Consider the following 22,747-nt stretch of genomic DNA (forward strand, 5'->3'; position numbering starts at 1 on the left):
CTACCCGCGTGCCGCGATCCGCGCCTGCACCTCCGGACGCCGAAGTGGCGGTACGGTTTTGGGCGGCTGTCGGCGTTCGGGCAGTTCGGCGAGCAGGGTGCGGGTGGCCGCGGTGACCGCGCCGACCGCGGCCTCGAACGCATCGATGTTGGCCGCCGACGGCGCCCGGATGCCACTGACCTTACGGACGTACTGCCGGGCGGCCGCCTCGATCTCTTCCCCGGTGGCCGCGGGCTCGAGGCCGCGGAGTTCGGTGATGTTGCGGCACATGAGGACCTCTCAATCGGCGATGTGGATGACGGCTTTCCCCAGGATCCGCCCTTCGGCGAGATCGGTCAATGCCCGGGGCAGGTCGGCGAGCGGATAGGTCGAGGTCACCGGCGGCCGCAGGCCGGCGCCGATCATCTCGGTGAGCTCGTCGTGCAGCAGTTCCGGGACGCCCGGATGGGTGCGCACGTATTCGCCCCAGGCCGCGCCGACGATGGCGATGTTGCGGAACAGCACCCGGTTGAGCTTCACGGTCGGGATACCGCCCGCCGCGAAGCCGATGACCACGTACCGACCGTCGGCCGCGACCTGACGCAGGGCCTCGTCGAACACCTCGCCGCCGGCCGGATCGATCAGGACGTCGACGCCCTCGGGGGCATACTCGCGCAGCCGGTCACCCCAGCCGTCGGAGAGCTGGACGACGTGGTCGGCGCCGAGACCGCGCAGCATCTCCTCGGCCCCGGTGCGATGCACGATCGCGACGACCTTGGCGCCCATCGCCTTGGCCACCAGGATGGACGCGACACCGACACCGCCGGCCGCGCCGAGCACCCCGACGATCTCGCCCGGCGCGGTCTGCGCACGCATCTTGAGCGCGAACAGCGCGGTCTGGAAGTTGATGCCGAGTGCGGCGCCCTCGTCGAAGGTCAATCCCTCCGGCAGCGGCAGCAGCTGCTCGGGTGCGGCGGCGACCTGCTCGGCGAATCCACCGACGACCGAGGCGACGAGCACCTTGTCGCCCACGGCCACCGTCGAGTCCGCGGGCGCGGCGGTCACCACGCCGGCGACCTCGGTGCCCGGGGTGAACGGTGTGGGCAGCCGCAACTGGTACTTGCCCTGACTCATCAGCAGGTCGGGGAAACACACCCCGCACGATTTGATGTCGACGAGAACCTGGCCGTCGGCCGGCGTCGGGTCGGGCACGTCGGTCAGTTCGAGGGCGGCCGGTCCGGACTCCGCGGTGAGTACCTGAGCTTTCATGGTTGTCCACCCTACGCCGGGGAGAACAATCGCTCGGTCGGTAACGCTACGATCGATCCCATGACCGCGACACCGGCGCCGCAGCCGCTCCCCGTACCCTCGCCCGAACGTCGGAAGGTCGCCGACGACACCCCCGGCTTCATGCCCCTCGACGAGGCGCAGACCTTGTTCGAGATCGCCGGAGAGTATCTCTCCCAACCAGATTCGGCCAAGGTCGGCGTCGAGATCGGGACCTACTGCGGCAAGTCGACGGTGTTTCTCGGGTCGGCCGCCGAGGCGGCCGGCGCGGTGATCGTCACCGTCGACCACCATCGCGGTTCCGAGGAACACCAGCCGGGCTGGGAGTACCACGACACGACGCTCGTCGATCCGCACTCGGGCACCCTCGACACCTCCGCGCGTTTCCGCCGAACCATGTTCGACGCGGGCCTCGAACAGACCGTGATCGGGATGCTCGCGCCGTCGACGGTGGCCGCCCGGGCATGGGGCAAGGCCGTCGACTTCGTCTTCATCGACGGCGGCCATTCGATGGCGGCCGCGCAGAACGACCTCGACGGGTGGGCGCCGTGGGTGCGCGTCGGCGGCGCACTGCTGATCCACGACGTGTTCCCCGACCCCGCCGACGGCGGCCGCCCGCCCTACGAGATCTATTGCCAGGCCTTGGCGACCGGCCAGTTCACCGAGGTCCGGGCGGAGGGATCACTTCGCGTCCTGCGCCGCGACTCGGGTCAGATCGGCGCGGCGCTGCCGAAGGGCTGATCACTGCGCTGTGATCACTGCGCCAGGGCGCGAACGCGTCCCAGCACGTCCGGATAGCGCTTGAGGTGCGCGCCGCCGTTGAGATCGATTGCGGCACCGGTCATCCAGCCGGCCGCCGAGGAGGTCAAGAAGGTGATCGTCTCGGCGACGTCCTCCGGTGTGCCGGCCCGCCCCAACGGCGTGTTCTCCAGGTATTCCTCGGTCAGGCCGGGAACATAGGCGATCCCGGCGGTCAGTGGGGTGTCGACGAGACCGGGTGACACGGCATTGACGCGGATGCCGCGGTCGGCGAGCTCGAGTGCGGCGACCTCGACCAGCATCAGCACCCCGGCTTTCGCCGCGCAGTAGGAGCCCATCCCGGCACCCGGCTGACGGCCGTTCAGCGAGGCGACGCACACGATGGAGCCACCCTCGATCAGCCGGCGGCCCGCGTGTTTGAGCACCAGGAAGGTGCCAGTCAGGCAGACGTCGACGGTCGTGCGCCACGCCGCGAGCTCCAGCTCGATGAGCGCGCCCGGCATCGACAGGCCGGCACAGTTCACCACGACCGCGAGATCGTCGAGACCTTCGAATCCGGCGGCCACCGACGATTCGTCGGTGACGTCGAGGTGGATCGACTCCACCGTCCCGCCGGCATCCCCCGCGCCGGCCTCCCCTGCGCCGATCTCGACCGCCGTGGTCCGGGCGGCCTCGGCGTCGACATCGGCGATGACGACGCGGTGGCCCGCACTGTACAACTCTCGCGCGGTGGCCTTGCCGATCCCCGACGCGCCGCCGATCACCAGTGCGGTACTCACGCATCGGCCTTGACTGCGAGATGGTGTGTCAGGAAAGCGATCTGGTGTGCGACGACCGGCTCGAACCACGAATCCTCCACCTCGGCGAAGATCCCGAAATGGTCGCACGGGTAATGCCGCACCTCGGCGCGGGCGGCGAAGCCGGCCTTGGCGGCGGCGTGTGGCGGTGCGCCGCGGTCGAAGTCGGCGATCTGCATGAACACGGGTGCGGCGACATCGGGGGCGGCCTTGTCGGCGCGAAATGACCCGAGTTCAAAGCCGATCGACGCGTCGACCTCGTTGCGCCAGCTCGGCCCGGCGATCGCGAGGTAGCTCTCGAGAAAGCCCGGTGACGTCAATGCCGCCTTCTCCCCCGGCGCGCCGACGACGGGCATCAGTACCGGGCCGCGGCCCAGCGCGGCTCCGAGTGCGCTGCCGATCCCGATCGCCGTCGAACGCAGCATCGACGCCGCCCCGACCTGCGGATAGTGGTGCACACCCGCGGCGAGCCCGTTGACCAGGGGCACCGCCGAGATGACCGCGGCGACGTCGTCGAGTCCCTGACGCGCGCGCTCCGCGGCGACGACGAGGACGTGGCCGCCCGACTGCGACAGACCCCACAGGATGATTCGGCTCGCGTCGACCTCCGGCTGATGCCCGGCCGCGGCGACGGCGGCGTGGTAGTCGGCGGCCTGCCCGGACATCGAGACCCGTTGCCGTGGTGCGCCTTCGGAAAGTCCGAAGCCACGGTAGTCGAAGGCGAACACGGCCAGTCCGGCGTCGGCGAGTCGCCGGGCAAAGGACTCCAGCCCGGAATCCTTGGTGCCGCAGAAGCCGTGGGCCATCACCACCACGGGGACGCCGACATCGGTGGCGAACGGTGAATGCTCGGACGGGGCGAAGAACCATGCGTCGCAGGCGGTTCCGTGCGAATCGAAACGTACTGTGCGACGCACTGTCTCGGTGGTCGTCATCACGCCTCCTGCAGGATCTCGGTGCCGACCCCGGCCCATTGCGGTGCTCCTTGCCGTGCTGCGCGTTCGGCCCCGGCCGGCAACTCCTTGGTGCGGATGTCGTGCTCGTAGAGGTAGTGGTCGAGTTGTTGGGTGTGCCGGGCGGTCTGCAGCATGTGCCCGGTGTAGTACTCCTGGTCCTCGGCGATGATCCGGTGCATGTCGGCCTCCGCCGGCGGCCGGTATCGGCCGATCGCGTACGCCGCGATCACCCGTGCCTGACATTCCACGAACGGGAACAGCGTCGGCGTCGACTGGGCGAAACCTGCGAACACCACGTCGTCGATCCCCGGATAGAAGATCCGCTTGTACAGGTCGATCCGGTTGCCGGGTGCGCTGATGAAGTCCGGGTCGAAGAACGGGAAGGTGATGTTGTATCCGGTGGCGTAGATGATGACGTCGAAGTCGCCACTCGTCCCGTCGGCGAAGTGGACGGTGTTGCCGTCGAGCCGATCGATGTTGCCCTTCGCGGTGACGTCACCGGACCCCAGCCGCAACGGGAGTTCCACCGACTGCGTCGGATGTGCTTCGAAGAACTTGTGATTGGGCGTCGGAAGGCCGTAGTCCTCGGGCCGCCCGGCGCTCAGCGGCTGCATGATCTGGGTGAACTTGCGTTGCCACGAGAAGGGGATATAGGGCGACGTGTGGTAATACTTGTCGGCCGGTTTGCCTGCAAAGTATTTGGGGACGATCCACGCGCTCGACCGGGTCGAGATGGTCACCGTCGTCTCGAGTGCCTTCGACGAGAGTTCGACGGCGATGTCGGCGGCACTGTTGCCCAGGCCCACCACCAGGATTCGCTTGCCCGCGAAGTCCATCGGCGTGCGCGGATCGATGTAGTGGTGCGAGTGCATCTGCACACCGCTGAACTCGCCCGGGAACTCCGGCAGGCGCGGATCCCAGTGGTGCCCGTTGGCCACCACCAGCAGGTCGAAACGCCGGGTCTCGCCGCGCTCGGTCGCCAGTTCCCAACCGCCGGAGTCGAGTCGGCGGGCATGCGTCACCCCGTTGCCGAATTCGATGTTCCCGCGCAGCCCGAAGGCGTCGGTGTAGTCGTCGAGATACTTCTTGATCTGGGTGTGATGCGGGAAGTCGGGGTACTCCGCCGGCATCGGGAAGTCGCGGAACGACAACTGGTGCTTCGAGGTGTCGATGTGCAGTGATCGGTAGGCACTCGAGTGGCCGTTGGGATTTCCGAACGCCCAGTTGCCGCCGACACGGTCGGAGCTCTCGAAACAGGTGTACGGGACGCCGTAGTCGGCGAGCATCTTGCCCGACGTCAGGCCGCTGATGCCTGCGCCGATGACGGCAGTGAGCGGTAGGTCGTGGCGCATGGGACCCCCTAGGGTGGTTGACAGATTCACACTTCTGTCTACTCCACCGGGTACCCGGTTGTGAACACTTCGGCAAAACTGTCTACTACGGCGGTGACATTGAGCCGCCGACACTCGACGCATGGCCCGGCCAAGAGCCCGCTCGGACGTCCACTTGCGCACGTCCTCGGTGGTGACCGTGGGCCTTCGCCATTCCCGACCCGATATCGACGCGGAAAGCCGTGGTCAGATATGGAGATCGTATAGAGAGACGGTAAGAGATTCCGACGGAATCGAGGACATGTCACCCCCGGGCATCGGCCTCTTGATAACTGGTCGCCGAGATCATCAGGCCTTGCGAGTGTTCATCGAGGCGGCCAACGATTCGGCTGCGCGAATCGCGCATATTGTCCAATGCCGCTTGCATGGACACGGCCGATGATCCGATCCACCCGCTTGCCACGGCACTTTCGATCGTCATATGCGCCGACCGGTAAATATCCTCGGTGTCGAGCCGGTAGGTGTTGCAAAGGTGCCCGGACTAGTGCAGTTCGCCGGGATCAACGGACAAGTAGGACATCGCATCTCACTTCCGATCGGGTTCACTGCCCGCCAACACGAGTTCGATGTCGGATTTGATCGATTTGTCGAGCCGGTCGGATCAAGAAGCGCCCGGGTATGGTTGGTTCCCGCACGCAACGCAGGTACGCTATCAGGGCCTGAGAGGAATGGGGGGCTCGTGGGGAAGATTTCCGTTGCGGACATCCAGAAGTGGAACCCGGACGAGATTGCGGCCGTATTCGGGGTGTCGAGGGACGTTTCGGACCATTCGAGAATGACGGCACTCAGGGTGAACAACCTTCCTGCGTTCGAATCCTGGCAGGGCATCGCTGCCGACGACGCGAAGAAGGCCACGGAGAAGACCCGAAAGGCCCTTGAGCTACACGGAGACATTGCGGCCGGTGTCGCTGACGCCGCACGGGCGGCCGAGCTCGAGGTCATCCAGGTCAAGGCGAATCTCAAAAAGCTCATCGCGGCATGTGACGCCGAGGGGTTCGTCCTCGACCCCGACGATGACACGATCACCCCACTCGTCCCGATCATGGGTCCGTTCACGCCTGACGAGGAAGCCGGCGTGGCGCTGAAGCGGGAGCAGCAGGCAAATCTGGTCAAGTCGCTCGCGACGCTGCTGACAGAGGCTGATCAGGCAGACAAAGATCTTGCGAAGGCAATCGCCGCGGCAGCGGGTGTCAGGGACGAGGGAGTGTCTCTTCGGCCGACATCCAACGACGTCGTGCTCGGTTCGGTGTCTACTTTTGTCGGCGCCAACACGGACATCATCACCGACATCTGGCGCGCATCGTTGGGTGAGGCGCCGACAGGATATGAGGCAAGGGTACTGCCGTGGCTGAAAGATATCGCGAATCTCCGCACCACTCCCATCGGCGCCGGGATGGGTGCTTTGATGACCGTCCGGTAATCTTCGCCGATGTGCATGACGGTGATCCGTGGGACGAAGCCGTCATACGCGAGTCGGTCGGCTTCGCAACGGGAACGGCCACTCCAGCGGTTATAGCGAGCTCGGCCACGGCGGCGAAAGCAGGTGTCTCGAAGTTTCTTCACACGAACGAAAGTCTAAGTGCGGAGACCGCAGGTGACGCTGCAGAAGGGGCCGGTGAATCGGGTGTGGGCGAAGCCGTCGCGGAGGGAGGGGCGTCGGTAGGAGAGACTGCGGTCGAGGCTGGTACGGGTGCAGCGGTTGCCGCCGAAACCGGTGAAGGGGCGTTGGATGGCGCAACCGCCGGATCGGCGATCTGTCCTGGTGTGGGTACCGCAATTGGGGCGGTCGGAGGCGCTCTGGCCGGCGGCATTGTGGCCTATGTCAGCTCAAAAGAAATTGCGAAGATTTGGGACCACTAACGAATACAAAGAATATTCCCGAAACACGGTAGTGTTATGATACATGTAAGATGGAGACGTTACTCAGACGACTCAAATCCTAAAATAAAAAAGGCAACCATCGGAATAATAATAGTAGGGATATTTTCCATTCAAGCGGCCGTGTTCATACACGCATACATATTGTCAATTACGGCAGTCGGCCTCCTGCTCCTTCCTCTGCCGCTTTTCTTCCCACCGCGAACCCGCATGAAGGTTTCGGGCGATGACGTTGTGCTGCGCCAGCAGCAATTCTTTGCGAATGTTAACCTATGGATGACCATTTCTTTCGGAATGATGCTATGCGGGTGCGTCGGACATCTCCTATTCGGCGATGATCTTGATTTTCGGATCATACTTTCCGCTATCGGTTCGCTTGGGTTCACCCTGTGGTACGGATACATGGCATTCCTGGGACGAGGTCCGATAAAGCTCAACGGCGATCTCATAGCACTCGCCGGCGCGCGAGTTTATCTGTGGTCCGACGTCGAAGTCAGATACACCCTGGCGGGAGAGTATGCGGCGACAGTCTTGTTGCGAACCCTTGGCGAACACCAACGTGTGGTCGCGAAGTTTGCCGCAGTTCCCTTGGGGCTGAACTTCAATACCCTGCTGTCGACGCTGGTCCAGACCAAAGAACGGTCGGTGGCGGGCGATCCTCTCACTGCTGAAGAGATCCGGGCAATGCTGTTGACGCCCGTTCCCGACCCGCTACCTGCGATTGGCGAGTACGTAGATGTGATGGTTCATGTCCCGTGAGCTCATCGCATCCGATTCCGGGAAGCCTTTGAAGTGAATCTTGCGCAATTCCTGGCGACCAACTCCGCGGTCCAGTCAGAGATTCTTGGCGATCCACTTGTCTCGGGACTCGGCGTCTGCGGCATACCGCCGAAGTGGCGTGCGACGGTCATGGAGTCTGTGACAACAAACCCGGGACCGGTATGGTGCGATATTCGCGCTGCAGAATCGTCCAGGGACGAAACACCCGGTGACAGCATTCCGCCGTTCTCTTCGCAGGCCACGGTTGTCGGCTGGGTAATGCACAATATTCAGACGACACCCACCGAACTCGTCAGAATGGCAGCCGACATGACCGAGAGCACTCCGGGATGGTCTCAAGTGTCGACCGAATCGGCCGGCCTGGGTCCGGACGCCGCTTCCTCATACATGTTCGGAACGCTCGATTCTCCATATGGACCGCTCGTCTCCAACATTCAGAACATAGGTCTCATCGGGCCGGCTCGCTCCATGTTCCTCGTGCAACTGGTGGTCACGGCCACGGCCGAGTGGAAGGACGATGTCGTGGGTGTTCGACTGTATCGATGAGCAGTGTCCTCGGACAACGTCCAAGCCGTGTCGAGTGACAACGGCCACCGCTGCGAATCCGCGGCTAAGGTGAGAAGCCATGAACTCCCCGACCACGCACGTTGCCGACCGGCTGCTCGACGCCACCGAGAAACTGCTGGCGCAGCACGGCATCCGGGGCACCACCATGGCACAGGTCGCCGATGACGCCGGCGTGTCACGCGCCTGGCTGTACCGGCACTTTCCCGACAAGCACGCCATGGTCGGCGCGGCGATCGTGCGGCTCACCGACTCGTTCTGGACCGATGCCCGACTCGAACTCGACGCGCTCGGTGACTTCGCCGAACAGCTCGTGGCCGGCGTGCGCATCGGGCGCGGCGCCTATGACGATCCCGGGACGCTGCTGCTACGGCTGCGCACCGACGAGCCGGAGGAGTTCGCCGCGTGTGCCGGCGCCGGCGTCAGCGGCCTGGTCCCCGACCTCGCCCTGTTCTGGAAACCCTTCGTACAAGCGGCCATCGACGCCGGCGTCGTCCATCCCGGCCACGACGCCGAGGAGGTGTCGGAGTGGGTGGCGCGCATCCTGATCAGCCTTGGAACCGTACCCGGCGACACCGTCGACGCCGACGATGCGCCGTCGGTGCGCCGGCAGATCGAGACATTCGTGATGCCCGGCCTACGGGCCGCACCCACTCGGTAGCGAAACAGGCATCACCGTTTCGGAGATTCGGCAACACTGAACGCCGTCGACGCAATCGTGGTCACCGTCGGCGACGGCGGTGACAATTGTTCACTGGTGGGACGAAACTGGTTGCCGCACTTGTTAATCAATCGTCGAACACTTGGGCGTCGAACAAATATTCTGCTACACTGGACTTATCGCAAGATCATCCAGGGGGGAATCCATGATCGACGACACCACCACTCTTTCCGCCGAACTGTACGGGCACCTTATCGGGCTTCTCGATGACCGTACTTACAGTCCAGACCTCACCTCACGTGAAGCCTTCGCCGCGATGCAGCAACTGAACACGTTGCGCAACATGCTCGATCACTACGCGGCGAACCTGACCGGCGAATTCGACCGCCTCAAGATAACCGCACCCCAAGTCCGATCGGTGCGAGAACTGTTGATCTCCATGGGATTCGCGCCCGCTGTTGCCGGCCGACTCGTTCGCGTCGGCACCACCGACAACATCGACGGACTCCATAAGCACAGCGCCTACGGGTCGGTGTCCCTCGACCACGCCGACGCCATCGTCCGCGGACTCACCCACATCGCCTCCCGCGCCGGCGAACCCGTCACCCCCGAGCAACGCCGCGACCACACCCGCGCCCTCGTGGCCCAGGCGCTGTCCGGGATGAGTCCCGCCGAAATCGGCAAGCGCGCACACCAACTCGGCAACATTCTTGCCGATGACACCGACGGTACGCCTGCCGCCGAAGACAAGACCGTCAACGAACTCGGCTACCACAAAACCAGCGACGGACGCCTCGACGTGCGCGCCAACCTCGATGCGGTCGCCGGGGAGAAACTCCACAGCCTCGTCGAAGCACTGTCCGCGCCAAAGCCTCAACCCGACGGCTCGCACGATCCGCGGCCGGTCGAACGGAAACGTGCTGATGCTCTCGAAACCATCCTCGAACTTGCCCAGAAGGGTCTTGCCGACGAGACCGTGTCCTGCAAGCCGACCGGTGGGGTGCTGTTGACGATCCCCGCCGACACCCCGAAGCTATCCGCACTCGAGTTCATGGGATCGGTCACCCCCGCCACCGCGAAAACTCTCGGCTGTGATGCGGGGATCACCGTCGTCATCGTCGACGACAACCAAGTGCCGCTGAACGTGGGTCGCGAGAAGCGGCTGTTCACCCCGGCACAACGAAAAGCGTTGCTGCTGCGCGACAAATGCTGCATCAAGTGTGGTGCGCCCGCCTCGCGCACCCAAGCGCACCACCTCGAGCATTGGATCAACGGTGGGGCCACCGACCTCGACAACGGCTGCTTGCTCTGCACCAGCTGCCACCACGACGTCCACGATAGTGGGTGGGATGTTGTGATGGGCTTCGACCGGCATCCGTGGCTGATCCCACCCGCCGCGGTCGATCCCCGACGACGACCGTTACCGGCCTACAACCGGCGCACCCTCCACCTCGACAGCGCTGCCTGAAACCGGCCGCCTGACACTGACCGCCTGAACTCAGCTGCTTGAAACCGCCCTACCCACAACGCCTTTCTGACCCCGCACCCGGCCTGCCGGGACCGCGACCGTTCGTTGAGAACTTCATAGGGCTTCGGCCCAGCTTCCGCCTAGACGACGGCAGGGGCGAGGCCCAGCTTGCCGGCGAGCTTGGCGAGATAGCCGCGGGCACGCTCCACCGAGTCGTCCGGCAGGCCGTAAAGCACTGTGGTGACACCGATCTCGCGCCACTTTGCGAGTTTCTCCTCGACGGGCTTGAAGTCGAGGACGACGATCTGCGGGCTGCCGTCACGTCCGGCGGTACGCCAGATCTCCTGGAGCAGTGCCACCGAACCCTCGATATCATCCTCGCCGGGTGTGGTGATCCAGCCGTCCGCACTGCGCGCGATCCAGCGGAAGTTCTTCTCGTTGCCCGCGGCCCCGACGAAGGTCGGGATATGCGCCTGAGGTTTAGGCCAGGCCCAGCTCGGACCGAAATCGACGAAGTCGCCGTGATATTCGGCCTCCTCATCGGTCCACAGCGCCCGCATGGCCTCGAGGTATTCGCGCAGCATCGTGCGCCGCAGCTTCGGCGGGACGTGGTGGTCGGCCAATTCGTCCAGGTTCCAACCGAATCCGACACCGAGAGACAGCCGCCCATCGGAGAGGTGATCGAGGGTGGCCAGGGTCTTGGCGAGCGTGATCGGATCGGACTGCACCGGCAGCGCAACCGCCGTGGACAGCCGAATCCGCTCCGTGACCGCGGCGGCCGCGGCCAGCGACGTCCACGGATCCAGCGTGCGCATGTAGCGGTCGTCGGGCAGCGAGGCGTCGCCGGTCTGCGGATGCGCGGCGTCGCGCCGGGTGGGGATGTGCCCGTGCTCGGGCACGAAGTACGACGCGAAGCCCGCCTCCTCGATGAGCGGCGCGAGCACGTGGGGCTTCAGTCCCCGGTCACTGGTGAACTGAACGATCCCGAAATCCATGATCGAATGATAGACACAGGACTGGACAGCTGTCTAGAACACGTTCTCGTTTTGTCGGCTCCAGCTGCCCACGTCCCGGAAGATTCCGTTGGCCGCCGACGCGCCGCTCACCGCATCGGCCGCAAGTATCACCGCCGCCGATGTCCAGCAGCTCTTCTCGACCGGCCAGCGCTTACCGTCGGCGAAGACGAGACCCGTCCAGTAGGAGCCGTCCGGATCACGCAGATGCTGGATGGAGGCGATCAGGTCGACGGCGTCGGCGGTGTCGCCGAGCGCGTCGAGGGCCAGCGCCAGCTCGGAGGTCTCCGCCCCGGTCACCCACGGCCGGTGATCGACGCAGCGCACCCCCGTGCCTGCGACGACGAATTCGTCCCACCGGCGGGCGATCAGTTCCTGCCCCTCCGCGCCGCGCAATGCGCCACCGAGAACCGGGTAATACCAGTCCATCGAATGTTCCGACGGCGCCTCGAAGACGTCGACCCGGGTGCGGAACGCCTCGCCGAGTGCCTTGAACGCGCGCACCCAGTCCTCGTCGGGCTGATCGAGTTCCGCGGCGATGCGGATGGCGCAGTCGAGCGATTGGTAGATGCTCGCGTTACCGGTGATGAGCGCCTCGTCGAACATCGCATGCGTGTGGTGGGCGCCGCCCCAGCGGAAGGCGCCGTCGGGCCGCTGGAATCGGCACACCAGATCGATCGCCGACCACACCGTCGGCCACATCCGCTCGAGGAATGCCGCGTCGCCCGTGATCAGGTAGTGATGCCACACGCCGACCGCGATGTAGGCGCAGAAGTTGGCGTCGATCCCGTCGTCGACGACGGTGCCGCACACGATCCGGATCGGCCATGAACCGTCGGCGCGTTGCCCGCGCCGCGACCAGTCGTAGGCCGCCCGGGCCTCGGCGTGAAACCCGGTGACGCTCAAGGCCATCGCCGATTCGACGTGATCCCACGGATCGGTCTGGCCACCCGGAAACCATGGCAGCGCACCGGATTCCTCTTGCATGCCGACGATGGCCGCGCCCGTCGCTATCACCTGCTCGGCACTCAGCACACCGGCGATCTCCGGTGTGAGCCGACTCATTCCGGCTTGCGCAGATACAGGGCGACCGATTTGCCGATGACCGGATTGAGGACCTGCTCACCGACCCGGGTCAGCCACGGCTTGCTCATCATGTCCCATACGAGCAACTGGTGATAGCCCTTGACCAACGGATTGTCGTTGTTCTCCACGCCCACAGCGCATTTGAGCCACCAGTACGGGGCATGCAACGCATGCGCGTGATCGGTGCCGGTGACCTCGAGGCCCGCCGCCGAGAGCTTGCCTGCCAGCTCGGAGGCCTTGTAGATCCGCACGTGGCCGCCCTCGACCTCGTGGTACTCGTCCGAGAGCGCCCAGCACACCTTCTCCGGCCAGTAGCGTGGCACCGTCACCGCGGCCAGCCCGCCGGGACGCAGCACACGCACCATCTCGGCGATCGCCGCCTCGTCCGACGGAATGTGTTCGAGGATCTCCGACATCAGCACGACGTCGAAGCTGTTGTCGGCGTAGGGAAGCCGCAACGCGTCGCCGACCTCGGCACGAGCCTTGGCCGCGGCGGGCACCTGGTTTTCGGCCATCATCGCGTCGAACATCTCGGCCACGTCGCCCATGTCGGACTCGGATTGGTCGAACGCGATCACATCCGCGCCACGTCGGAACATCTCGAACGAGTGTCTGCCCTGCCCGGCCCCGATGTCGATCACAGTGGTCTGCGGTCCCACACCCAGCCGGTCGAAATCAACTGTCAGCACGCACTCGTCTCCTCTGTCGTCACCCGATTCAGCACCGTCTGATAGTGCTCGGCGGTCTTCGCGGCCACGGCCGCCCAGCTGTAGCGTTCCTCGACGCGCCGTCGCCCGGCCGCCCCCATCTCGGCACGCAGGTCGGCGTCGTCGAGTAGCCGGCCGATCTCTTGCGCAAGTTTGCCGGAGTCGCTGGGAGGCACCAACCGGGCCGCGGCGCCGTCGGTGCCGACGACTTCGGGGATGGCCCCGGCGCGGGTGGCCACCAGCGGGGTGCCACAGCTCATCGCCTCCACGGCCGGCAACGAGAAACCCTCGTACAACGATGGCACGCAAGCCACTTCGGCCGACGCGAGCAGCTGCGCCATCTCCTCGTCGGACAGTCCCGACACGACCTCGACGCGATCGGCGATCGCCAGGTCGTCGATGAGCGTGGCCGACGGTCCGGCCGGATCGAGTTTGGACACCAGCGTCAGGGTGACGTCACGCTCCGATGCCAGCTTGGCGACCGCCTCGAGGAGATACGACACGCCCTTGAGTGGGGCGTCGGCGCTGGCGACGCAGACGATGCGGCCGGGGATGCGGGAACTCTCGGCGGGCCTGAAGATTTCCGTGTCGACGCCGAGCGGGATGGTGGTGATGCGGCCGGAGGGGATGTCGAAGGCCTTGCGGATGTCGACCTCGCTGCTGCGCGAGACAGTCAGCAATTCGGGGATGCGCCGCGACACCCGGCCCTGCATGCGCAGGAACGAGTGCCAGCGCCAGGCGGTGATCTTTCGCCAGCCCTTGGCCGCTTTCACCGCCAGGGTGCGGTCGCGGGTGATCGGGTGATGGATCGTCGCGATCAGGGGGAAGCCGGCCTTCTGGATCTGCAGCAGTCCGTAGCCGAGGCACTGGTTGTCGTGGACGATGTCGAAGTCGTCGCGCCGGTCGGCGAGCAGCCGGGCCACTCGCAGACTGAAGGTCAGCGGCTCACCGAAGCTCGCCGTCCACATCGAGGACACCTCGAGGGCGTCGATCCAGTCGCGGTACTCCCCGGGCCGCGGCGTGCGGAACGGATCGGGTTCGTCGTAGAGACCGAGGCTGGGCACCTTGGTGAGACTTACACCGGCATCGAGCGCGGCCTGGTCGAGGTCCGGATACGGCTGGCCGGAGAAGATCTCGACCTCGTGACCGAGGAGCGCGAGTTCGCGGCTCAGATGCCGGATGTAGACCCCTTGGCCCCCGCAATGTGGCTTGCTGCGGTAGGAGAGCAGTGCGACGCGCACGTCGTGTACCCCGTTCTTCTCGTGTGGTTGGTCCGCTGGCGGTCGGCGAGGGGACCTCAGCCGGGTTCCGCTTCGGCGGCGCTTTCCAGATCACCGATGTCCACAAGCTTCACACGTCGGCGGCCTGCGGTCTTGCCGGCCGCTCGTTCGACCTGGTCGATGCGCTTCCACCCGGCCAGGTCGATGCGCCGCGCGCCGCGGTCGGCGACCAGTTCGGCGACGTCCTCACGCGAGAGGGTCGGCTCGGGAAGTGCGCCCGCGACGAAGTCGGTGAGCACCGATTCCGCCGTCTCCTGACCGCACAAACGATTCCTCCCGATTCCCCCGGTCGCACCGCGCTTGATCCAGCCGGCGACGTAAAGGCCGGGGATGACGTCACCGCCGGCAGCGGTCTGCACCCGGCCTGCGGTGTTGGGGACCACCGCGTGTCCTTGGTCGAAGGGCAGATCGGTGATCGGTACGCCACGATATCCGATCGCCCGCAACACCAGTCCCGCGTCGATGTCGAAGCGCTCCTCGGTCGGGGTGATGGCGACCTGTTCGGTGCCCGGCGCGTCGGCGTAGACGTTGCGCACCGCGGTCACCGTCGCCACCTTTCCCGTGCCCTTGGTCTCGCCCGCCTCGATGGACAGCGGTGAGCCCAGGAACCGGAACTCGATGCGCCGATTGCCCGGGGTGGCCGGTCGCTGCGAGAACTCGCGGGCGAGCCGGATCTTGGTGGCGATGGTCGAATCGAGCGTGCCGTCGGCCAGCGCCGCCTCGGTCGCCGGATCGAGGGTCAACTCATCCGGTTCGACGATGACGTCGACGCCCTCGACCTCCCCGAGTGCCAGGAACTCGCTGTTGGTGTAGGCCGCCTGCGCGACCCCGCGCCGTCCGAGCAACACCACCTCGGTGATCTTTGAGTCGCGCAGCGCCGCCAGTGCATGGTCGGCGATGTCGGTGCGGGCCAGCTCGTCGGGATCGGTGACGAGGATGCGGGCGACGTCGAGGGCCACGTTGCCGTTGCCGATGACCACCGCGCGCGGTGCCGAGAGATCCACGGCCAGCTCGGCGTAGTCGGGGTGGCCGTTGTACCACGCCACGAATTCGGTGGCGGGCAACGAGTTCGGCAGGTCCTCCCCGTCGATGCCGAGCCGCCGATCGGTGGGGGCGCCGACGGCGTAGATCACCGCGTGGTAGCGCTGCGCCAGCTCGTCGTGACTGATGTGTTTACCCACCTCGACGTCGAGGTGGTAGGTGAAGTTCGTTTTGGTCGCGGTGGCCGAGAACCCGGATTCGACGCCCTTGGTCGCCGCGTGGTCGGGAGCCACGCCTGCCCGCACGAGGCCGTAGGGCGTGGGCAGACGGTCGAACATGTCGACGGCGACCTGCCGGCGGCGGACGAGTTCCTCGGCGGCGTAGAACGCGGCCGGGCCGGCGCCGACGATGGCGATGTGCAGCGGCGCATCGGGCAGTTGCGGCGCCTTCTTCGGCGGCACCAGTCCGCCGTCCACCTCGTGATCGTTGTAGTAGTCGGCGTTGATCTGCAGGTACGGCTCGTCGCGCGGCTCGAGCTGATCGTCGGGGATGATCGCGTCCACCGGGCATTCGTCGATGCAGGCACCGCAATCGATGCACGTCTCCGGATCGATGAACAGCATCTCGGCGGTGAAGAACTCCGGCTCGTCGGGCGTGGGGTGAATACAGTTCACCGGGCACACGGCGACGCACGATGCGTCGTTACAACACGGTCGGGTGATCACATGCGCCATCTGCGGTTTCCTTGCCTCAATCCACCTGGAACGTGTTCTAGTTTTGGGCCTCACTGTATCTTAACCCTGACACACCAGGCGACATGCGAGGACCCGAGTGAGCACTTCTGCCCAACCCGACGCACCCCGGCCGGAAACGACTTCCCCCGCGGCCTTCGATCCGTTGCCCGCTCGCAAGGATGGCGCACGCCACTTCGAGGCCGGCTACCGGATCCGCACCGGTGACGTGGACCAGCAGATGCGGGTCCGTCTCGACGCCGTCGCCCGCTATCTGCAGGACGTCGCCAACGACAACATCGACGCCACCGACTTCGGCGACACCGACCCCTTCTGGATCGTGCGGCGCACCGTCATCGACGTCATCCGGCCGTTCTCGTGGCCGGCCGCGATCACCGCACAGCGGTGGTGCGGTGCGCTCTCGACACGCTGGACCAATATGCGGGTGCGGCTGACCGCCGAGCACGAGACCAACCGATTCAATCCGCAACCGCGGCCCGCGGGACTGATCGAGACCGAGGCCTTCTGGATCAACGTCAACGATCTCGGGATGCCGTCACGCCTGTCCGATGAGGCCTTCGAGATGCTCTCGTCGATGACCGACGTGCACCGGCTGCGGTGGAAGCCGATGAACCCCGAGACCGCACCGGCCCCCGAACTGCTCGACCTCCCCGATCGCGAACATGTCCTGCGCAGTACCGATTTCGACCCGTTCAAACATCTGAACAACGCCGCGTACCTCGAGGCGATCGAAGACGAGCTCATCGACCATCCGGATCTGATCGACGGTCCGCATCGCACGGTGATCGAGTATCTGCGCCCGATCGTGCCGGGCACGCCCCTCACGCTGCGCCGCGTTCGCGAACCCGATCGGCTCCTGGTGTGGATGATGGTGCCCGCAGGCGAAGACGCTCCCGGCGAGTTGCGCGTCGCGGCAACGGTGTCGGTGACTCGCGGTGACCTCAGGACCAGCGCAACCTCATGATCTGACCGTTCTCGGACGTCGCGACCACCGTGTCACGCTGACCGGGGACGGCCGCGAGCGCGCTCAGCGGCACCCCGACCGTCGACGAACACACTTGGCGGGAGCGCAGATTCACGAAATGGAGCTGACCGGTCGTCGATGCGACGGCAAGGGTGGTGTCATCGAGGGCGACGAGATCGTCGAGAATGCCCGGCAGTGGCGCGGTGAGGTCGGCGGCGGGCGTCACGGCCGCGGGATTCGCGATCGGTACCCGCAGCACCCGCCCGGTGAGGCTGGTCGTCATCGTCAGGTACAGATCGTCGCCCACCGCGACCAGACCATTGGCGGACGTTCCGTTCACGGTCGCCGTCGGGGCGAGATTCTTGGGTGCGCGCGACGACCATGGTTCGTCGATGTGCCCGTCAGGCCGCAGTCGTAGGACGCCGAGCGCCCCGTCGGCCACATACACGGCGCCGTGCGCGTCGATGGCCAACCCGTTGGGCATCCCGAGCCCGGCGGCGAAGGTCCGGGCGATCGGTGCGCGCGACTGCGGATCGAAGCGCACCACGGATCCGGTTCGCGGCGCGCCGGGAATCATATTGGCCGTCGTATCGCCCGAGGTGACATACAGCAGACCGTCGGGGCCCTGCCGGATCGAGCCGGGCGCGCGCACCGCGATCGATTCGGTTCGTCGACCGGACGCGTCGTAGCGTTCGACGACGTCACCGAACGTGCGCGACACCCAGATCGATCCGTCGGTGACGAGGACGTTCTCGGCCCAGCCGTCGACGCCGGAACCCGGAACGAGGGTCTCGGCGTGTACCACCGGACACGACGCGGCTTCCGCGCGCGCCGATGCGGTCCATCCGCCGAGCGCCGCCGCGAGCACGGCCCCGATCGTAATCCCCGTCCGTGCAACTCCGAACACCGATTCACCCCTCGCCGAGGCGAACTCACTGTCCGCCGTTGAGCACCAATTGCATCAATTTGGTCGGCGCAACACACGGGTCCTGCGCGGCCCCGCCGCCCACCGGCTCCACCCAGAACGTGTAGATGCCGCGACTGGGTGCGCGCGTCGTCACCCCGCAGACTCCGGGCCGACGGGCCTGGGTCTGGGTGAATGCAGCCTGACTTGCGATCTTGATGTTCTCGGTATCGTAGCCGAGCCGTTTGGCGGTGTCCTTCTCGACGTTGACACTGCCCCACTCGAACCAGTTGAAGGTGACGTACGCGGCGACCGGCCCGTCGACGTACCAGCGGCAGTTCGCGCCGAAGAAGATGGCCTCCGCACTTGTCCCGCCGACCGCCTTGGCCACCTGGTCGGTCCGCAGGATCTGGCATTCCAGCGTGAGCTCATCGTATTGATCGGTGTCGACATTGCCGGACCCGCTGCCCTGGGAGTCGGCCTGCTGCACCGACAATGGCTGGCCGTCGACCGACCGCGAACACGCGGCGGCAAGGGTGACGACGAGCATCACCATCACCACTATCAGCGTCCGCCGCCGTGCCGATGAGCGCGTATGGCGCGCGCCGGCGGTCATTTCGCCCGCTCGATCGACAGAGTCGAGAGCTGGCGCGCGGCATTGCAGATGGCGCCGGGATCGCTCGGCGGGGTACCTGCGGGCGGGCTACCGGGGGGCGGGGAGCCTGCTGATGGCGTACCGGCGCTCACCGACCATTCGAAGAAGTCGGCACCGAACTCGATCCCGATCTCGCAGATACCCTCATCGGAGGCGATGAATCCCTTGTGCCCGTTGAGATCGATGTCTTCGATCGATGCGCGCGAGAGTTGTTCGGTGCCGCGTTCCCGTCCGATCGGCGAGCCCCGATACCAGTTGAACGATGCGACCGCCCCGGTGCGGCTGGGGCCCGTACTCCACTCGCACACCGACGGATTGTCGACAGCGAGCTTCAGGGCGCCGAAGTTGGTGATCCGCGAGACCTCGTCGGTGCTCACGCCGCCGCACTCCCCGAAGAAGGGACCGGCGCCCGCCGGTCCCGGAGCCTCCGGGGTATGACGGGCGGCCGGGGTCTGGTCATCGGAATTCGATGAGCACGCCGTCGCCCCCACGATGACGACCGACAGAATCGCGGCCAGCGCGAGAAGGGCTGTGCCGCCGCGGAATTTCTCGAGGTCGCGGCGCTCACGCTTGGTGGGTCGGCCGGCGCCGCGATCGCGCCGGGGCACACCGGCGACGAGTTCCCGCGGGGGTGGGGGCGGGCTGTGGTCGATGTAGCACTCTGCCGCGGCCGGCGCGGACACGCGTTTGCTGATCACCTTGGTGACCTCGACGACGCGTTCGTGGCCCGCGAGCCGGACCTGCACCCGATCGCCGACCGCCACCTGTTGGGCGGGCTTGGCACTGGTGTCGTTGACGCGCACGTGGCCGCCGCGGCAGGCGGCACCGGCCGCCGATCGGGTCTTGGTGAGGCGGACCGCCCAGATCCAGCTGTCGACGCGAGTGGACGCCACGGTCAGCGAACCTCTCGGGGACTGCAGTGATCCTGCCGGGGGTACTGATCCTGCCGGGGGTAGTGATCCTGCCGGGGGCGGGGCGACATCGGCATACCTACTTCTGCCGCGTCAGCGCGTAGTAGCCACCGCCGATCGCGGCGATCGCGAAAATGATGGCCAGCCATTCGATCCCGAACACCCAGAGCAGAACGAAGATCGCGATACCCGGCGAGACGGCGACAAGGCTCATCACCGGATGCTGCCGCACCACCTGACTGACGGCTTTGCTCTTGTTCGGATCAATGGCCATGACGGCGGGCTCCTTGTCGGCGAGTTGCCTCACCCACTGTATCGAACTGCTGCGACGCCACCACCAAGGCGAAGAACCCTGCCCGTCAGCCGGCCGTGGCGACCGTCCGGGTATTACCTGTCGTGACCTCGTCCGAGCCACCGGCAGAACCGTCGCCCGGCGTGGGCGCCGGAGATGACGGAGCGGATGCCGTCGACGTCGGTTGCGCTGGGTGCGGTGTCGAGGCCGGCGGTGTCGAGGACTGCGGTGTCGAGGCCTGCGGTGTCGAGGACTGCGGTGTCGAGGACTGCAGGACCGTGTCCGCGACGCGCGACGACCGCATCACCGCGGTGGCCGGGGCGGTGGCACTGCCCGGCGTGATCGGCGCGAGTCCGAACGGCAGTGCGCTCTTGGGAACCGTGACGGCCGGGGCGAGCTTCGACGTGTCGAGCGCGCCGCCGGAGATGTGCGGCAGCGCCAGGCCGTTGGGGCGGTCGGCGCCGTCGATATGGGCCGTCGGGAAGATCGTGATCGTCGACCCGAGCCAGTCGATCGTGATCGGCGCCGACAGACCGTAGTCGCTCGTCAGCGCGAGGATCGAATCGCCGCCGAGCGAAAGCCGGGCGACGTCCTTGCTGAGGGTGAAACCCTGCCCGTGGAGAAGCTTCCCCAGTGCGGTCGTCAGCACTGTCGCCGGGTCGAACACGACGGCAGTGGGGTCGGTCAGCGCGAGTTGCAGCTGCGGAATGCGCTGCAGCTGATCGAGTTTGACGTCGAAGGTACCCAGGACGTTCGCACACGCGCCGACGTTCTCGGCATACGCCGCGGCAAGCGCGCCATAACAGTTCACCTGAGTGATCGCCGGTATCGCCCCAACGCGGCTGGTGAACAGCTTGACCGGGATCTCACTCGTCGTCCACGCATCGGCCATCCCGATGACCGCGAACGCATACGCCGTCCGGCCGTCGCTCGCGCCGGCCGTGGCGAGGCTCAGCGGGAGATAAGAGATCGCGGTCGCCTGCCCACCACCCGAGGCGAGGGCGAACTGGAAGCCGTCGCCGATGACCTTCGCCGCACCTACGGGGAGCGGGGCGTTCGGTAGCGCCGGAACGAGTTCGATAGCGGTCGGAAGCACCACGGCCACACCGACTCCCATCGATCCGGTGCAGTCGGCACCGCCGTCGTGCGGTCCGCCGTCGGAGTCGGCGGCACAGAGATCCAGCCGCCACTGCTTGGCGAGGTCTTGCGAGAGCTTGTTGTTCGCCAGCGCGGCGATCACGTCGCCGAGGCTGCCGGTGGGGCTCGGCACCGCCACCGCCTGCGCCTGCCCCTCCCCCATCGTCATGCCGAGACCGATCGCGAGGACCGACAGCAGCGCGACGGCGGCCGTCCCGAAACGCATGCGCCGCCGTGGGTGTTCGTGACGCATCGACGCAATGGCCATCTGCCGACCTCTCTCACCTGAACAAAAACTGAGAGGAGTCAACCACGAATAACCGTCGGCGTGCACGGAATGCGCGGTCACGTCACGCCGACGATCCCATCGACTCCACGGATTGGTGAATCCGTTGTGCCGCAGTGGCCGTGCCGACCCCGACGGGCACCGCACCGACCGCCTCGGACAACCCCCGCGGCGACATGCCGCTGGCGATCGTCTCGTGTTCGCCGATGACATAGGTCTCATGCCAGATGCCAACCGCGTTCGTATCGGCGAAACGCTTGGTGAAGCGCCGCCACGCCGGGAGATGCGGAGCCGCGCCGTCGGCGGCGAAGCGTCGGACATCCTCGGCCGAACGCCAGTAGGACACCACCATGATCGACGAACCGAGGTACAACCTGGCCGACAGCAGCCCGGTCTCCGCATTCGCCTTGAGATACCAGAGCATTCGCGGCATGGCGAGGAAGACCGACAGCCACGCGCGCGGATGCCGGAGTCGCGGCAGGGTCATCCCGATGAGGAATAGTGCCGTCCCGTCGGGCGGGGCTTGGTTGGTGAAACGACGCGCTTCGGACTCGACCATCATCAGCTCCCTTGTTGTGCAACATCATGGTTTTGTAACACTGTTATGAAACGATGTTATGGAACGATGGGAGACATGGCAAGACCTCGGATCCACGATGCCGATCTCCGCGAACGCCTCATCGACGTCGCCATCGAGATCGTGGGGTCCAAAGGCCTCGGCGCACTGTCGGTCCGCACCGCCGCGCAGGGCGCCTCGACGTCGACCACGGCGGTGTACTCGCTCTTCGGAAGCAAGGACGAGTTGACCCGCGCGGTTCTCGTCCGCGCCTTCCGGAGGTTCAGCACCGCCCAGCGTGCCGCCCTCGACGCGCGCACCGGCGAGCCCCTCGTGGATCTCGGCGTCGCCTATGTCGGCTGGGCGCTGGCGAACCCGCGTCTGTACGAGCTCATGTTCGGCCTGACCGCCGTCGGCATCGAACCGAGTCCAGAGACCAGCGCCGCCGGCGTCGAGGCCTTCACCCCACTACATGACGCGGTGTGCCAGGCCATCGAGTCGGGCACCTTTCGCCGCGCCGACCCGATGACGGTCGCGGCATCGTTGTGGTCACAGGTCCACGGCGCGGCCTTGCTGCTGCTCGCCGGCCTCTTCCCCGAAAGCGCCGACCCCGCGCTCGCGATCGGCGCCATCGTCGACGGGTGGCGCGCCGCGCCCCGCTGAGATCGATACGGACACAGCAGTGCCCCGGAATTCGATGGCG

25 protein-coding genes are annotated in these 22,747 nt (G+C 66.2%); 8 read left to right on the forward strand and 17 right to left on the reverse strand.

The features are described from left to right. Together ACLQ3C_RS09760 and ACLQ3C_RS09765 are read right to left on the reverse strand one after the other, a co-directional pair. Entirely contained in the window at window positions 1-270 is a 270-nt protein-coding gene (locus tag ACLQ3C_RS09760; protein WP_425704861.1) for a DUF2277 domain-containing protein, read from the reverse strand. Window positions 271-279: 9 nt separating this feature from the next. Beyond that, window positions 280-1,248, reverse strand: coding sequence for an NADPH:quinone oxidoreductase family protein (locus ACLQ3C_RS09765; RefSeq protein WP_425704862.1), 969 nt, complete (start codon window positions 1,246-1,248; stop codon window positions 280-282). Between the two features lie 60 nt (window positions 1,249-1,308). Here ACLQ3C_RS09765 and ACLQ3C_RS09770 point away from each other — a divergent pair, with 60 nt between their 5' ends. Further along, entirely contained in the window at window positions 1,309-2,007 is a 699-nt protein-coding gene (locus tag ACLQ3C_RS09770) for a class I SAM-dependent methyltransferase (protein WP_425704863.1), read from the forward strand. Window positions 2,008-2,021: 14 nt separating this feature from the next. On the opposite strand, the gene ACLQ3C_RS09775 is transcribed toward ACLQ3C_RS09770, so the two are convergent. The 4 genes from ACLQ3C_RS09775 to ACLQ3C_RS09790 form a co-directional block, all read right to left on the reverse strand. Then, entirely contained in the window at window positions 2,022-2,804 is a 783-nt protein-coding gene (locus ACLQ3C_RS09775; protein ID WP_425704864.1) for an SDR family NAD(P)-dependent oxidoreductase, read from the reverse strand. Next, entirely contained in the window at window positions 2,801-3,757 is a 957-nt protein-coding gene (locus ACLQ3C_RS09780) for an alpha/beta hydrolase (protein WP_425704865.1), read from the reverse strand. Before ACLQ3C_RS09780 ends, ACLQ3C_RS09775 begins: the two co-directional genes overlap by 4 nt. Beyond that, a complete protein-coding gene (locus tag ACLQ3C_RS09785; protein WP_425704866.1) occupies window positions 3,757-5,130 on the reverse strand; it encodes a flavin-containing monooxygenase in 1,374 nt (457 codons plus the stop codon). Before ACLQ3C_RS09785 ends, ACLQ3C_RS09780 begins: the two co-directional genes overlap by 1 nt. Window positions 5,131-5,413: 283 nt before the next feature. Continuing rightward, window positions 5,414-5,608: a WXG100 family type VII secretion target gene (locus tag ACLQ3C_RS09790; protein ID WP_425704999.1), complete on the reverse strand. Its 195-nt coding sequence runs from the start codon at window positions 5,606-5,608 to the stop codon at window positions 5,414-5,416. A gap of 240 nt (window positions 5,609-5,848) precedes the next feature. Here ACLQ3C_RS09790 and ACLQ3C_RS09795 point away from each other — a divergent pair, with 240 nt between their 5' ends. From ACLQ3C_RS09795 to ACLQ3C_RS09815, 5 genes are all read left to right on the forward strand, one after another. After that, window positions 5,849-6,589: a hypothetical protein gene (locus ACLQ3C_RS09795; protein ID WP_425704867.1), complete on the forward strand. Its 741-nt coding sequence runs from the start codon at window positions 5,849-5,851 to the stop codon at window positions 6,587-6,589. 668 nt (window positions 6,590-7,257) lie between these two features. Beyond that, window positions 7,258-7,806, forward strand: coding sequence for a hypothetical protein (locus tag ACLQ3C_RS09800; protein WP_425704868.1), 549 nt, complete (start codon window positions 7,258-7,260; stop codon window positions 7,804-7,806). A 33-nt stretch (window positions 7,807-7,839) separates the two neighbouring features. Continuing rightward, window positions 7,840-8,373 (forward strand): hypothetical protein, encoded by a 534-nt coding sequence (locus tag ACLQ3C_RS09805; RefSeq protein ID WP_425704869.1) that lies wholly within the window; start codon window positions 7,840-7,842, stop codon window positions 8,371-8,373. A 79-nt stretch (window positions 8,374-8,452) separates the two neighbouring features. After that, complete coding sequence (locus ACLQ3C_RS09810) at window positions 8,453-9,052, forward strand: TetR/AcrR family transcriptional regulator (RefSeq protein ID WP_425704870.1); 600 nt, start codon at window positions 8,453-8,455, stop codon at window positions 9,050-9,052. Window positions 9,053-9,257: 205 nt separating this feature from the next. Further along, complete coding sequence (locus ACLQ3C_RS09815; RefSeq protein ID WP_425704871.1) at window positions 9,258-10,520, forward strand: DUF222 domain-containing protein; 1,263 nt, start codon at window positions 9,258-9,260, stop codon at window positions 10,518-10,520. 140 nt (window positions 10,521-10,660) lie between these two features. Here the strand turns inward: ACLQ3C_RS09815 and ACLQ3C_RS09820 are convergent, their stop codons facing one another. From ACLQ3C_RS09820 to ACLQ3C_RS09840, 5 genes are read right to left on the reverse strand one after another with little or no spacing between them, the layout of a single operon-like run. Continuing rightward, window positions 10,661-11,515, reverse strand: coding sequence for an LLM class F420-dependent oxidoreductase (locus ACLQ3C_RS09820; protein WP_425704872.1), 855 nt, complete (start codon window positions 11,513-11,515; stop codon window positions 10,661-10,663). Between the two features lie 33 nt (window positions 11,516-11,548). After that, window positions 11,549-12,598 (reverse strand): prenyltransferase, encoded by a 1,050-nt coding sequence (locus ACLQ3C_RS09825; RefSeq protein ID WP_425704873.1) that lies wholly within the window; start codon window positions 12,596-12,598, stop codon window positions 11,549-11,551. Beyond that, complete coding sequence (locus tag ACLQ3C_RS09830) at window positions 12,595-13,308, reverse strand: class I SAM-dependent methyltransferase (protein WP_425704874.1); 714 nt, start codon at window positions 13,306-13,308, stop codon at window positions 12,595-12,597. Before ACLQ3C_RS09830 ends, ACLQ3C_RS09825 begins: the two co-directional genes overlap by 4 nt. After that, the gene (locus ACLQ3C_RS09835; protein ID WP_425704875.1) at window positions 13,302-14,567 is read right to left on the reverse strand and encodes a glycosyltransferase family 4 protein; all 1,266 of its coding nucleotides are present in this window, start codon (window positions 14,565-14,567) and stop codon (window positions 13,302-13,304) included. The genes ACLQ3C_RS09830 and ACLQ3C_RS09835 overlap by 7 nt, the downstream gene beginning before the upstream one ends. 56 nt (window positions 14,568-14,623) lie before the next feature. After that, complete coding sequence (locus tag ACLQ3C_RS09840) at window positions 14,624-16,321, reverse strand: FAD-dependent oxidoreductase (RefSeq protein WP_425704876.1); 1,698 nt, start codon at window positions 16,319-16,321, stop codon at window positions 14,624-14,626. Window positions 16,322-16,418: 97 nt separating this feature from the next. On the opposite strand from ACLQ3C_RS09840, the gene ACLQ3C_RS09845 reads away from it, so the two are divergent. Then, complete coding sequence (locus tag ACLQ3C_RS09845) at window positions 16,419-17,303, forward strand: acyl-[acyl-carrier-protein] thioesterase (protein WP_425704877.1); 885 nt, start codon at window positions 16,419-16,421, stop codon at window positions 17,301-17,303. Here the strand turns inward: ACLQ3C_RS09845 and ACLQ3C_RS09850 are convergent. The 6 genes from ACLQ3C_RS09850 to ACLQ3C_RS09875 all read right to left on the reverse strand — a co-directional run bounded on the left by ACLQ3C_RS09850 (window position 17,281) and on the right by ACLQ3C_RS09875 (window position 22,047). After that, the gene (locus ACLQ3C_RS09850) at window positions 17,281-18,171 is read right to left on the reverse strand and encodes an SMP-30/gluconolactonase/LRE family protein (protein ID WP_425704878.1); all 891 of its coding nucleotides are present in this window, start codon (window positions 18,169-18,171) and stop codon (window positions 17,281-17,283) included. The genes ACLQ3C_RS09845 and ACLQ3C_RS09850 overlap by 23 nt on opposite strands. Window positions 18,172-18,235: 64 nt before the next feature. Beyond that, on the reverse strand, window positions 18,236-18,763 hold the full coding sequence (locus ACLQ3C_RS09855; RefSeq protein WP_425705000.1) for a DUF3558 domain-containing protein: 528 nt from the start codon (window positions 18,761-18,763) through the stop codon (window positions 18,236-18,238). Between the two features lie 56 nt (window positions 18,764-18,819). Then, entirely contained in the window at window positions 18,820-19,755 is a 936-nt protein-coding gene (locus ACLQ3C_RS09860) for a DUF3558 family protein (protein ID WP_425704879.1), read from the reverse strand. A gap of 97 nt (window positions 19,756-19,852) precedes the next feature. Continuing rightward, complete coding sequence (locus ACLQ3C_RS09865) at window positions 19,853-20,047, reverse strand: hypothetical protein (RefSeq protein WP_425704880.1); 195 nt, start codon at window positions 20,045-20,047, stop codon at window positions 19,853-19,855. Between the two features lie 85 nt (window positions 20,048-20,132). Next, window positions 20,133-21,470 (reverse strand): hypothetical protein, encoded by a 1,338-nt coding sequence (locus ACLQ3C_RS09870; RefSeq protein ID WP_425704881.1) that lies wholly within the window; start codon window positions 21,468-21,470, stop codon window positions 20,133-20,135. Window positions 21,471-21,552: 82 nt separating this feature from the next. After that, window positions 21,553-22,047 (reverse strand): DUF4188 domain-containing protein, encoded by a 495-nt coding sequence (locus tag ACLQ3C_RS09875; protein WP_425704882.1) that lies wholly within the window; start codon window positions 22,045-22,047, stop codon window positions 21,553-21,555. 75 nt (window positions 22,048-22,122) lie between these two features. Between ACLQ3C_RS09875 and ACLQ3C_RS09880 the strand changes: the two genes are divergently transcribed. Continuing rightward, window positions 22,123-22,707, forward strand: coding sequence for a TetR/AcrR family transcriptional regulator (locus ACLQ3C_RS09880; RefSeq protein WP_425704883.1), 585 nt, complete (start codon window positions 22,123-22,125; stop codon window positions 22,705-22,707). Window positions 22,708-22,747: the final 40 nt, after the last annotated feature.

This window comes from Gordonia sp. DT30, assembly GCF_049844915.1.
Taxonomy (GTDB): Bacteria; Actinomycetota; Actinomycetes; order Mycobacteriales; family Mycobacteriaceae; genus Gordonia.